Origin of the sequence: Inhella sp. (assembly GCF_027532025.1) — a bacterium.
Classification (GTDB): Bacteria; Pseudomonadota; Gammaproteobacteria; order Burkholderiales; family Burkholderiaceae_C; genus Inhella.
The window spans coordinates 1-11385 of record NZ_JAPZSY010000086.1 but is presented as its reverse complement, the minus strand read 5'-3'; the positions used below and the strand labels follow the sequence as shown (position 1 = coordinate 11385).

The window sequence follows — 11385 nt, the reverse complement described above, 5'->3', positions numbered from 1 at the left end:
TCCTTCAGGCCGGGGAACATTCCCCAGGCTGAAGGCTTGACCTCACCGACGCTTCGCGCAAGTGCTCGGCTGCACAGACGCCATGCAAAACGCGGTGACCAACGGTGTGCGCCGGTCACCGCGTCAGCGGTTTAGTTCAACTAACTCCTAAAGAGGGTTGGGGGTAGGGACGACTCCATCTATGCAGGGGCCGTGCCAGCTTTGGGAGGCACAGCATGCTGTGCACTTCATCACGAAACATCGGGAGGAACCCGGAAACGGGGGCGCGGCAGCGGCGGAAGGTGACCAAACAAGGCGCGTGAGGCTGACGCGACTGACAAAAAACGTCAGCGGCTGGCGTCGAGCGACAAGACTTGGCCTTGGCTCAAGACCCGGGCGGCGTGCTGGGGGGCGCGCTGCCGCAATTGCGCGACGATGGCCTCGTCTTCGCCGGGCTTGAGGTGGGTGAGCCAGACGTCCACCGGGCCCGCGGGCAAGGCCTGCAGTTCGGCGGCCAGGGTGGTCGGGCAATGGTGGCCGGCCCGGGTGGCCAAGGCGGCCTCGTCGTCGCTGAAGGCGACTTCGATGATGAGTTGGCGCAGCGGCAGGTCGCGCAGTGAGGCCCACAGGGCGGGGTTGGGTCCGGTGTCACCGGTGAACACGCTCCAAAGGTCGGCTTGCAGCGATCGGAAAGCAAACCCGCAGGCTGGCACCGTGTGGGCCGCGGGCAGCACGCGAACGATGCGCCCACCGAGGGTCAAGGTTTCGCCCACGGCCACCGGCTGCCATTGCAGCGCGGGGGCCTCGGGGCTGGGCAGTTGGGTGAAGTCGGGCCACAGCACGCCGTTGAACAGGTGCTGCTGCAGCGCCTGAAGGGTGGCCGGCAAGGCGTGCACGTTGATGGGCCCGCGCCCTTGTTGTCGACGCAAACGCAAGGTGGCGTCGGCCAACAAGGGGACGCCGAGCACATGGTCCAGGTGCGAGTGGCTGAGCAGGACGTGGTCGATGCGCGCCATGGCGTCGAGCGGCAGGTCGCCCAGGCCCGTGCCTGCGTCAACGAGGACGTGTTCATCCAGCAGGAACGAGGTGGTACGACCACCTGCGGCAATGGCGCCGCTGCAACCCAGGACACGGAGCGACATGGCGCGACGCGACAAGCGTGTTGGACTCAATCGCCTCAATGTAGGCCTGCGACCCCCGGTCAGGGTGCGGCAGAGTGGGCAGTCGGAGCCCTTCGCCCCCGCGCAAAGCGCAAGGGCGTGATGTGAGTCACGCGCTGGCGGTTTGCAAGAACTGCATCTGGGTGCCGGCCAGCTCGATGACATCGCCGCTTTTCAGCGGCACGGCATCGGCGCTCATGGGCGCGCCATTGACCGAGGGGCGCGTTCCGCCTTCGACATGGGTCAGCACGTAGCCGTTGGGTCGCTTGGTGATGGATGCGACTTGGACGCCGGGCTTGCCCACCGTGGTCACGACCTTGGTCAGCGGCACCTCGCGGCCGGCGGCAGCGCCATTCAAGACGCGAACGCTGGCCGGCCCCACGGGCGCAGGCGCTGCTGCCACCGGACGCTCGCCAGGGGCGGGCAAGCGACCGGGACGCAAGATCATGGTTTTGTCATGGGCCCCAAATTCATCGAGAACGAAGCGGATCTTGTACTTGCCGACTTCGATGACGTCCTCGGCCCGCAGTTGCTGCTTCTTGACGGCTTTGCCGTTGATGTAGGTGCCGTTGGTGGAGTTGAGGTCTTCGATGTAGAAGTCCGTTCCGACCATCTGGAGGAAGGCGTGCTCGCCACTGACCGCGAGGTTGTCGATGACGATGTCGTTGTAGGGGCGCCGGCCCAAGGTGGTCTTGTCCCTGGTCAGTTGCACTTCCTTGATCACGACGCCGTCGAGCGACAGGACGAGTTTGGCCATCGTTTCCTCTGAGGTCTGATGCTGGGGGCGGCTTATCGACGCCCGATGCCCCACCAGGGGCGCTGCGCAGGGGCCGAGTCGCTGACTGCACGCGCCGGTCGGCCCAAAACCACGGTGATGTTATCTCGCCCCCCCTGGGCATTGGCCTTGTCCACCAGGGCTTGACCAAGTTCTTCGAGGGCCGTGTGGCGTTGGCACAGCGCCGCGATGTCAGCATCGGGCAGCATGTCGGACAGCCCATCCGAGCACAGCAGCAGCAAATCGTCAGGCTGCCAGCTGTGGAAGTGCAGCTCCAATTCGGTGCGCGGCTCGACGCCCACGGCCCGTGTGACGAGGTTTTTGTGCAACGCAGAGGCGGCCTGCGCCGGGGTGATGAGCCCGGCGTCGAGTTGCTCTTGCAGCAACGAGTGATCGCGAGTGATTTGGCTGAGCCGGCCAGCACGCCAACGGTAGGCACGGCTGTCGCCAATGTGACCCACCCAAAGCCCGTCGGGGCGCGCCACGGCCACGACGAGGGTGGTGCCCATGCCGGCCATGCGGGGGTTGTTTTCGGCGGTGTCGTAGATGGCGCGGTTGGCGTTGTCCACGCAGATGTCGATGGCCTGCGAGACCGCCTCGGCCGGTGCAGCTTGCGCTTGGCGCAACCAACCGCCCAGCTCGTCGCGCAAAAAGGTGACCAGCATCTGACTGGCCACTTCGCCGGCGTTGTAGCCGCCCATGCCATCGGCCAAGACCAGCAGGCCGGCCTCCAGGTCGATGGCAAAGGCGTCTTCGTTGTTGCCCCGCACGCGGCCGGGGTCGGTCACGCCCAAAGCGTCCCACGAGGTGCTCATGCCGTGCCCCCCGGCGGCAGGTTTTGGGTTTGCACAAAAGCCGCCGGCGTGACCGGCGCGCGACCCACGGGGGGCGGTGCCATGACAAGGTCCAGGGGTTCGAGTTGGTCCAGCACGGCTTCCAGATCTTGCGCCAAATCTTCGCCGTTGGCGTATCGGCGGTCGGGGCGCTTTTCGAGGGCCAGCGACAAGACCATGGCCAGGGCTTCCGGCAAGCCGGGGCGCAGGTCTCGCACGTCGGCCACCCGTTCGTTGGTGATTTCGAACATGAGCCGGGCCATCGATTCGCTTTGATGGGGCAGGTGGCCGGTGAGCAATTGGTACAGCACGACGCCGAGCGAGTACAGGTCGCTGCGTCCATCAACCGGATGACCGGTCAGTTGCTCTGGCGCCATGTAGCTCGGCGTGCCCAACACCAAGCCGGTGCGGGTGCGGGTGCCATCGGCCACACGAGCGATGCCGAAGTCCATGATTTTCACGGTGTCCGAGGCCGGATCGATGCGGATGTTGGCGGGCTTGATGTCTCGGTGCACGATGCCGCGCCGGTGTGCGTGGTCCAAGGCCCGGGCCAACCGGATGCACACGCGCAGGGCCTGGCCGATTGGCAGCAGGGTGCCGTGCTGCACATGCTGGCTCAGGTCATGGCCGCGAACGAATTCCATGACGATCCAGGCGTCGCCGTCGGCGCCAACGCCGAGTTCGTGCACATGGAGGATGTCGGGATGGTCCAAGGCTTGGGCGGCCTGCGCTTCGCGCAGGAAGCGGGCGCGGGTATCGGCCAGGTCCTCGGGCGCCACTTCGCTGGACAACAACAAGCGCTTGAGCGCCACTTCGTGATCGTTTCGGGTGTCGATGGCCCGGTGCACCACGGCCATGGCGCCCCGGCCGATCTCTTCCAAGAGCCGCAAGTGCACCGGGACGTCGATCGTCGGCACCTTGGTGGTGGCGAACGCGGGCATGGTGGACATGGGCCGCGTGCTCAAGGGCAGGGTCGAGCCCGTCAAGGTGGACGGCCCGCCGGGTGGCGTTGCCGCGCCGGGCTCGGCTTGAAGCATGCGCTTGAGGCGGTCCAGCAGTCCCATCTTCAAGCCCCCGCTTCAGCCTGCCGAGCCCCGATCCAGCGGCCGGTGCCCCACACCACCAAGGCCCCCGCCACGCCAGCCCCCCAGGCCCAGGCCGGCGCGATCGCATGGCCCACTGCGCGGGTGACCAACGGATCGCCAACTGCCAGGGTGCCGGCAATCCAACCCAAGAGCATGCCGCCCACGGTGATCACGAAGGGGAAACGATCCATCAGGCGGATGACCCGTTGGCTGCCCCAGACGATGATGGGGATGGAGACCAACAGACCGAACACCACCAGCGTCATGCGGTGATCGGCCGAGGCGGTCTCGGCCGCACCGGCGATGCCGATGACGTTGTCGACGCTCATCACCAAGTCCGCCACGATCACGGTCCGCACCGCCGCCCAGAGTTTGTTGCTGGCTTGGATGTTGCCATGTTCATCGGCGTCTTCGGGCAGCAGGAGTTTGACGCCGATCCACAGCAGCAGCCCAGCGCCCACGAGCTTGAGCGCTGGCAGCTGGAGCAGGTGGATGGCGAAGAAGATCAACATCACCCGCAGCCCGATGGCCCCCGCCGTGCCCCAGAGGATGCCGCGCCGACGCAGGTCGTCGGGCAGGCGTCGACAGGCCAGCGCGATGACGACCGCGTTGTCGCCACCGAGCAGGATGTCGATCATGATGATCTGGCCCACGGCGAGCCAGAACGAGGGGTCGGAGAGCCAGTCCATCAGACAAGAACGGGGGCCAACGGCCCCCGTTCGATCCCTTCACGGTGGGGTTACAGCAGGGCCTTGAGCAGCTTGCCCATTTCGCTGGGGTTGCGGGTGACCTTGAAGCCGCATTCCTCCATGACGGCGAGCTTGGCGTCGGCGGTGTCGGCACCACCAGAGATCAAGGCCCCCGCATGGCCCATGCGCTTGCCCGGGGGGGCGGTGACGCCGGCGATGAAGCCGACGATGGGCTTCTTCATGTGGGCCTTGCACCAGCGCGCGGCCTCGGCTTCATCGGGGCCACCGATCTCGCCGATCATGATGACGGCATCGGTGTCGGGGTCGTCGTTGAAGGCCTTCATCACGTCGATGTGCTTCAAGCCGTTGATTGGGTCACCGCCGATGCCCACGGCCGACGATTGGCCCAAGCCGATTTCGGTCAGTTGCGCCACGGCTTCGTAGGTCAGCGTGCCCGAACGGGACACCACGCCGATGCGGCCCTTGCGGTGGATGTGACCGGGCATGATGCCGATCTTGATCTCTTCCGGCGTGATCAGGCCGGGGCAGTTGGGGCCGAGCAGCAGGGTGCGCTTGCCGCCGGCGGCTTCCTTGGCCTTCATCTTGTTGCGCACCATGAGCATGTCGCGCACGGGGATGCCTTCGGTGATGGCGATCACCAGATCGAGGTCGGCCTCCACGGCCTCCCAAATGGCATCGGCCGCGCCCGCGGGCGGCACGTAGATGACCGAAACGGTGGCGCCGGTTTGGGTCGCGGCTTCCTTCACGGAGGCGTAGATGGGGATGTCGGAGAACTTCTCGCCGGCCTTCTTGGGGTTCACGCCCGCCACGAAGCAGTTCTTGCCGTTGGCGTAGGCCTGGCAGCCGAGGGTGTGGAACTGGCCGGTCTTGCCCGTGATGCCCTGGGTGATGACCTTGGTGTCTTTGTTGATGTAGATGGACATGGTGTTCTTCTCCTGGGCTTAGGCCACGGCAGCGACGATCTTGGTCGCGGCCTCGGCCATGGTGTCGGCGCTGATGATGGGCAGGCCGGACTCGGCCAGCATCTTCTTGCCCAGGTCTTCGTTGGTGCCCTTCATGCGCACCACCAGCGGCACGCTCAGGTTCACGGCCTTGCAGGCGGTGATGACGCCTTCGGCGATGGTGTCGCACTTCATGATGCCGCCGAAGATGTTCACCAAGATGCCCTTCACGCTCTTGTTCTTGAGCATGATCTTGAAGGCTTCGGTCACCTTCTCGGCGGTGGCGCCACCGCCCACGTCCAGGAAGTTGGCCGGCTCGCCACCGAACAGCTTGATGGTGTCCATGGTGGACATGGCCAAGCCAGCGCCGTTGACCAAGCAACCGATGTTGCCGTCCAGGCTGATGTAGGCGAGGTCGAACTTGCTGGCCTCGACTTCGGCCGGATCTTCTTCATCGAGGTCGCGGTAGGCCACGATTTCCGGGTGGCGGAACAACGCGTTGCTGTCGAAGTTGAACTTCGCGTCCAGGGCGGTCAAAACGCCCTTGCTGTCGCAGTTCAGCGGGTTGATTTCGACCAGCGAGGCATCGGTGTCCATGTAGCAGCGGTACAGCTTCTGGAACAGGTCGACGGCTTGCGCGTGCGTGGCCTCGGGCAGGCCGATGGCCGCCGCGATCTTTTGGGCTTGGTCGGCGCCCAGGCCAGTCAAGGGGTCGATCACCTCGGTGATGATCTTTTCCGGGGTGCGGTGGGCCACCTCTTCGATATCCATGCCGCCTTCGCTGGACGCGATGAAGGCGACCTTTTGCGTGCCGCGGTCGGTGACGAGCGACACGTAGTACTCCTTCTGGATGTCGGCGCCGTCTTCGATGTACAGGCGACGCACTTTCTGGCCTTCGGCGCCGGTCTGGTGAGTGACCAGTTGCATGCCCAGAATTTGTTCGGCCAGTTTCTTGACGTCGTCCAGGCTCTTGGCCACCTTGACGCCCCCACCCTTGCCACGGCCCCCGGCATGGATCTGGGCCTTGACGACCCACACGGGGCCGCCCAGCTTTTGGGCCGCTTCGACGGCTTCTTGCACGGTGAACGCGGGGATGCCGCGTGGCACCGGCACGCCGAACTGGCGCAGGACTTCCTTGCCTTGGTATTCGTGGATCTTCATGGCTGTGGTGGGGGAGTGAACTCAGGGGTTTGTGCGTTGCACAAGCCAACGGGGATAGTGGGTTTTTACCACCGGGCCGTCACGACGCAGGGCGTGGCAGCGGTCGATCTGGTAGGGCGGCGTGCCATCGGCGGTGCCTTCGCGGGTGTCCAGCACATGGCCGGCGAAGGCCTGGATGACGGCGGTGGGCAACACGCCGGCCAGTTCGGTGAGGTGGGTGCACGCTTGGGTGCCGCCCAACCGCGACTTGAGCGCCGGGCGAAAGCCCTGCAGCAAGTTCAGGCCCACGAGCTGGGCGTAGGCGTCGCCATGCTGCTCGCACGTGCCGGGATACGGCATGGCGTGGGTGGCCGAGGTGGCGGAGACGATGTTCAGCTGCCGGTCGACCACCAGGTCGAGTCGCATGTCGTGGATGGGCTGGCCCGCAGGACGCAAGCCCGTGGCCAGCCGCATGTCGATGGCCTTGACGTCGCGCAGCGTGGCCTCGACGTCGAACCAGCCGTCGGAGCGCTCGAACACTTGCACCTCCAGGCTGCGGGTGTGCAGCGGCGTGCGGGTGATGGGCGGTGCGCTCGGCATAAGGGGGCGGATTTTGCCCGCTGTTACGGGAGGTTTCCTTCCACCAAGCGCAGCGCCAGGTCGGTGGCGAAGCCGCGCGCCACCAAAAACCGCACGCGGCGGGCCCGTTCCTTGGGGTCGGGCGGCGGCGCGTCGCCAAAGCGGCGGTGCAGCAGGGCCTGGGCGCGCTCGGCTTCGGTGGCTTGAACCTGCGCCCAGGTGTCGCCCTCGGGACGGAGCCCCTGCTGCGCCAACTCGGCCGACAGCCGGCGCGCGCCCAGTCGAGGCGCTCGGGTGCGCAAGCGGCTGTCGATGTAGCGCGCTTCGCTGAGCAGGCCTTGCTCGGTCAATGCGTCGAGCAAAGCGGCCACGGTGGCGTCGGCGTCTTGGAGGGTGTCTTGGCGGGTGTCTGGCTGTGCCAGATCCGCAGCCCGTTGCAGCGCCCGCAGCAACTTGCGGTGCAACTCGGCGCGGCTGTGCTCGCGCAGGGCCAAGCAGGCCAGGGCCCGGGCGCGCAGTTGGGCGGGACTCAGGCCCACAGCGCGGGGTCGAGCGGCCAGCCGGGCCGAGCGTCGGTCGGCGTCAGGGTGCGGCCCGGCAGCCCCTCTCGCCAGGCGGGCGCGGCCTGTTCGTCGGCCCAGTATTCGTCGATGTGGGCGATCCATTCGCCCTCGAACCGAATGTGGCTGTGGGCCCAGAAGGCGCGACCGTGGTGGTCCACGCGAACCACGCTCAACGCCTCGTCGGGGCCCAGGCGGTACAGGGCCAGCAAGCGGATCGTCCAGCCCTCGGGGTAGGCGGCGTTGACGCCCACGATGGCGGCCGCGCCATCAAACCGCTCGCGCGTGGCGCGCCAGCGGCAGGCGGCACTGGGGTGCAGCAAGGCCTCAGCGCCGGCCCAGTCGCGCGCTTGCATCAAGGCCCAGTACAGCCCGACCCGGCGCAGGCCGGGGTCGGTGGGCAGGCCCTCGTCGCCTTGCGTCACGCGTCGTCGTCGCCGCCGGCCGCCTTCAGCAGCGCTGACCCCAACGCTTCGCGGATGTTGTTTTGGCGAAACCGCATGGCGTCACTCGCTCGCGCTCGTGCCGACGGCCTCGCCCAGAGGGGCGATGCCGACCGCTTCGCGGATGCGGTTTTCAATCTCGCGGGCCAGGTCGGGGTTCTCGCGCAGAAACTCGCGGGCGTTGTCTTTGCCTTGGCCGATCTTTTCGCCCTGGTAGGCGTACCAAGCCCCGCTCTTGTCGACGATCTTGTGGGCCACGCCCATGTCGACGATTTCGCCCTCGCGGCTGATGCCTTCGCCGTAGAGGATGTCGAACTCGGCGGTCTTGAAAGGCGGCGACACCTTGTTCTTGACGACCTTGACCTTGGTTTCAGAGCCGATGACCTCTTCGCCCTTCTTGATGGAGCCGATGCGGCGGATGTCCAGGCGCACGGAGCTGTAGAACTTCAGCGCGTTGCCGCCGGTGGTGGTTTCGGGGCTGCCGAACATCACGCCGATCTTCATGCGGATCTGGTTGATGAAGATGACGGTGGTGTTGGTCTTCTTGACCGTGGCGGTGAGCTTGCGCAGGGCTTGGCTCATCAGGCGGGCTTGCAGGCCGGGCAGCTGGTCGCCCATTTCGCCTTCCAGTTCGGCCTTCGGGGTCAGGGCAGCGACGGAGTCGACGATCACCAAGTCGACCGAGCCGGAGCGCACCAGGGAATCGACGATTTCAAGCGCTTGCTCGCCGGTGTCGGGCTGGCTGATGAGCAGCTCTTGCAGGTTGACGCCCAGCTTTTGCGCGTACTGCACATCGAGCGCGTGCTCGGCGTCGATGAAGGCGCAGGTGCCCCCCAGCCTTTGCATCTGAGCGATGACCTGCAGCGTGAGGGTGGTCTTGCCGGACGACTCGGGGCCGTAAATTTCGACCACACGACCGCGCGGCAAGCCGCCGACGCCCAGGGCGATGTCCAAACCGAGGGAGCCGGTGGACACCACCTGGATGTCCTCGATGGCTTCGCCCTCGCCCAGGCGCATGATGGAGCCCTTGCCGAATTGCTTTTCAATCTGGGCCAAGGCGGCCTGAAGGGCCTTTTGCTTTTCGGTGGTGGCAGCGGGGGCGTTCATCGTGAGGGCTCCTGGGTTACTGGATATCTATACAGCAGTCTAGCAACAAAAATCGACGCGTTGGGCCATGCACATCCTGATTGCCGAAGACGACCCCCTTTTGAGCGACGGCTTGCTGCGCGCCTTGCGTGCGGCGGGCTACACCGTGGACCACGTGGCCAGCGGCAGCGAGGCCGACGCGGCCCTGCTGCTGCAGCCCTTCGACTTGGTGATCTTGGACCTGGGGCTGCCCCAGCTTTCGGGCCTGGAGGTCTTGCGGCGCCTGCGTGGGCGTGGCTTGCACACGCCTGTGCTGATCCTGACTGCCGCCGACACCGTGGAGCAGCGCGTGCAGGGCCTGGACTTGGGGGCCGACGATTACATGGCCAAGCCCTTTGCGCTGCAGGAACTGGAGGCCCGGGTGCGCGCGCTGGTGCGCAGGGGCCTGGGGGCCACCGGCAATGTGGTGCGCCATGGACCCTTGAGCTTCGACCCCAGCAGCCGGGTGGCCTACCTGAACGACCAGGTGGTGGATTTGTCGGCGCGTGAAGTGAGCCTGCTGGAGGCGCTGCTGCAACGCGCCGGCCGCTTGGTCAGCAAGGAGCATTTGGTGCAGGCGCTGTGCAGCTGGGGCGATGAGGTGAGCAACAACGCCATCGAGGTGTACGTCCACCGCTTGCGCAAGAAGATCGAACCCGGCGGGGTTCGCATCGCCACCGTGCGGGGCCTGGGCTACTGCCTGGAGCGCGCCGCCTCCAGCGACTGATGCCGAACACCCAGTCTCCCCGTTCCTTGTTTGGCGAGCTGCTGGATTGGATGCTGGCGCCGTTGCTGGTCATCTGGCCGGTGGGGGTGCTGCTGACCTGGGGCGTGGCCCAGGACCTGGCCCGTCAGCCCTACGACCGCGAGTTGGGTGCCGCGGCTCAAGGGCTGGCCGAGCAGGTGGAACGACGGCGCGATGCCCAGCAAGCGCTGGCCCTGAGCGTCGAGTCCGTGGCCCTGATGCGGATCGACGACGACGACGTGGTGCTGTTCCAGGTGCTGGGCCCCCGTGGGGAGTTGCTGGCGGGCGACGCGAGGCTGCCCGTGCCGACAGGCTTGGTGCCCCACAGCGGCCCGCCGTTGCTGCGCAACGAGCAGTGGGCCGGGGACACGATGCGTGTGGCCACCCTGTGGCGACGCGCGGGCACCGACCGCCCGGGCTGGATCACGGTGCAGGTGGCCGAGTCGATGGGCAAGCGAGAACGGATGGCCTCGGACATCGTCAAGGGGGTGCTGTTGCCACAGTTCGTGCTGCTGCCGCTGGCCGCCTTGCTCGCTTGGCTGGCCCTGGCGCAGGGCTTGAAGCCGCTGAAGGCCTTGTCGGCACGCATCCGTGCGCGCGATGCCGACGACCTGAGCCCCATCGCCGAACGCGACACGCCCGAAGAGATCCTGCCCTTGGTGCAGGCCACCAACGACCTGCTGGCGCGCCGCGAGCAGGCTGCTCAGTTGCAGCAGCAATTCCTGGCCAATGCAGCGCATCAGCTCAAGACGCCGCTGGCCGGTCTGCGAACGCAAGCCGAGCTGGCCGGCCGCGCCTTGCACACGGGCACGGCCAGCCCCGCGGAGCTGGCCCAATCGTTCGCCCAAATCGCGGCCGGCAGCCAGCGCGCGGCGCACATGGTGAACCAGCTGTTGGCCTTGGCCCGCGCCGAGTCGAGCGCCCCGGCGACGTTGGAGCCCATCGACTTGGCGGCCTTGGCTCGCGACGTGACCCAGGACTTCGTGCCCCAGGCGCTGGAACGCCGCATCGACTTCGGTTTCGACGGGCCCGACTCCAGCGTGCTGCAGGTGAGCGGCCAGCGCTGGCAGCTGGTGGAGCTGCTGCGCAACCTGGTGGACAACGCGCTGCGTTACACGCCACCGGGTGGCGAGGTGACGGTTCGGGTGCGCGAGGACCCCTACGGTCGGGTTGTGCTGCTGCAGGTGGACGATTCCGGACCGGGGATCGCACCGGACGCCCGCGAGCGCATCTTCCAGCCCTTCTACCGCGAGCTGGGCACGGGCGTCGAAGGCTCGGGCCTGGGGTTGACCATCGCGGGCCAAATCGCC

13 protein-coding genes are annotated in these 11385 nt (G+C 66.8%); 2 read left to right on the top strand and 11 right to left on the bottom strand.

Annotated features, from left to right (window positions below; genetic code table 11):
- Positions 1–326: 326 nt before the first annotated feature.
- The 11 genes from O9335_RS11605 to recA form a co-directional block, all read right to left on the bottom strand.
- Positions 327–1121 carry a 3',5'-cyclic-nucleotide phosphodiesterase gene (locus O9335_RS11605; RefSeq protein ID WP_298388206.1) on the bottom strand — a complete coding sequence of 265 codons (795 nt, stop codon included), beginning with the start codon at positions 1119–1121 and terminating at the stop codon, positions 327–329.
- Positions 1122–1248: 127 nt separating this feature from the next.
- Positions 1249–1896, bottom strand: a complete 648-nt coding sequence (locus O9335_RS11600; protein ID WP_298388204.1) for an FHA domain-containing protein — start codon at positions 1894–1896, stop codon at positions 1249–1251.
- Between the two features lie 32 nt (positions 1897–1928).
- Positions 1929–2729 carry a Stp1/IreP family PP2C-type Ser/Thr phosphatase gene (locus O9335_RS11595; RefSeq protein ID WP_298388202.1) on the bottom strand — a complete coding sequence of 267 codons (801 nt, stop codon included), beginning with the start codon at positions 2727–2729 and terminating at the stop codon, positions 1929–1931.
- Positions 2726–3811: a serine/threonine-protein kinase gene (locus O9335_RS11590; protein WP_298388208.1), complete on the bottom strand. Its 1086-nt coding sequence runs from the start codon at positions 3809–3811 to the stop codon at positions 2726–2728. Before O9335_RS11590 ends, O9335_RS11595 begins: the two co-directional genes overlap by 4 nt.
- Positions 3812–3813: 2 nt before the next feature.
- Entirely contained in the window at positions 3814–4521 is a 708-nt protein-coding gene (locus O9335_RS11585) for a TerC family protein (protein ID WP_298388200.1), read from the bottom strand.
- A 50-nt stretch (positions 4522–4571) separates the two neighbouring features.
- Positions 4572–5465 carry a succinate--CoA ligase subunit alpha gene (gene sucD / locus O9335_RS11580; protein WP_298388197.1) on the bottom strand — a complete coding sequence of 298 codons (894 nt, stop codon included), beginning with the start codon at positions 5463–5465 and terminating at the stop codon, positions 4572–4574.
- Between the two features lie 18 nt (positions 5466–5483).
- Positions 5484–6644, bottom strand: a complete 1161-nt coding sequence (sucC, locus tag O9335_RS11575; RefSeq protein WP_298388194.1) for an ADP-forming succinate--CoA ligase subunit beta — start codon at positions 6642–6644, stop codon at positions 5484–5486.
- A 21-nt stretch (positions 6645–6665) separates the two neighbouring features.
- Positions 6666–7223, bottom strand: a complete 558-nt coding sequence (locus tag O9335_RS11570) for a DUF2889 domain-containing protein (RefSeq protein WP_298388192.1) — start codon at positions 7221–7223, stop codon at positions 6666–6668.
- A gap of 23 nt (positions 7224–7246) precedes the next feature.
- The gene (locus O9335_RS11565) at positions 7247–7741 is read right to left on the bottom strand and encodes a regulatory protein RecX (RefSeq protein ID WP_298388190.1); all 495 of its coding nucleotides are present in this window, start codon (positions 7739–7741) and stop codon (positions 7247–7249) included.
- The gene (locus O9335_RS11560) at positions 7732–8187 is read right to left on the bottom strand and encodes a hypothetical protein (RefSeq protein ID WP_298388187.1); all 456 of its coding nucleotides are present in this window, start codon (positions 8185–8187) and stop codon (positions 7732–7734) included. Before O9335_RS11560 ends, O9335_RS11565 begins: the two co-directional genes overlap by 10 nt.
- 81 nt (positions 8188–8268) lie before the next feature.
- The gene (gene recA, locus O9335_RS11555; RefSeq protein ID WP_298388184.1) at positions 8269–9312 is read right to left on the bottom strand and encodes a recombinase RecA; all 1044 of its coding nucleotides are present in this window, start codon (positions 9310–9312) and stop codon (positions 8269–8271) included.
- 67 nt (positions 9313–9379) lie between these two features.
- On the opposite strand from recA, the gene O9335_RS11550 reads away from it, so the two are divergent.
- Positions 9380–10057, top strand: a complete 678-nt coding sequence (locus tag O9335_RS11550; protein WP_298388181.1) for a response regulator transcription factor — start codon at positions 9380–9382, stop codon at positions 10055–10057.
- On the top strand, positions 10057–11385 hold a 1329-nt coding region (locus O9335_RS11545), incomplete at its 3' end, for a sensor histidine kinase (protein WP_298388178.1). The genes O9335_RS11550 and O9335_RS11545, both read left to right, overlap by 1 nt.

What these genes read in the sequence shown, in the direction of transcription:
- O9335_RS11605 (WP_298388206.1), bottom strand. Translation starts at nt 1,121, where the DNA reads ATGTCGCTCCGTGTCCTGGGTTGCAGCGGCGCCATTGCCGCAGGTGGT.
- O9335_RS11600 (WP_298388204.1), bottom strand. Translation starts at nt 1,896, where the DNA reads ATGGCCAAACTCGTCCTGTCGCTCGACGGCGTCGTGATCAAGGAAGTG.
- O9335_RS11595 (WP_298388202.1), bottom strand. Translation starts at nt 2,729, where the DNA reads ATGAGCACCTCGTGGGACGCTTTGGGCGTGACCGACCCCGGCCGCGTG.
- O9335_RS11590 (WP_298388208.1), bottom strand. Translation starts at nt 3,811, where the DNA reads ATGGGACTGCTGGACCGCCTCAAGCGCATGCTTCAAGCCGAGCCCGGC.
- O9335_RS11585 (WP_298388200.1), bottom strand. Translation starts at nt 4,521, where the DNA reads ATGGACTGGCTCTCCGACCCCTCGTTCTGGCTCGCCGTGGGCCAGATC.
- sucD (WP_298388197.1), bottom strand. Translation starts at nt 5,465, where the DNA reads ATGTCCATCTACATCAACAAAGACACCAAGGTCATCACCCAGGGCATC.
- sucC (WP_298388194.1), bottom strand. Translation starts at nt 6,644, where the DNA reads ATGAAGATCCACGAATACCAAGGCAAGGAAGTCCTGCGCCAGTTCGGC.
- O9335_RS11570 (WP_298388192.1), bottom strand. Translation starts at nt 7,223, where the DNA reads ATGCCGAGCGCACCGCCCATCACCCGCACGCCGCTGCACACCCGCAGC.
- recA (WP_298388184.1), bottom strand. Translation starts at nt 9,312, where the DNA reads ATGAACGCCCCCGCTGCCACCACCGAAAAGCAAAAGGCCCTTCAGGCC.
- O9335_RS11550 (WP_298388181.1), top strand. Translation starts at nt 9,380, where the DNA reads ATGCACATCCTGATTGCCGAAGACGACCCCCTTTTGAGCGACGGCTTG.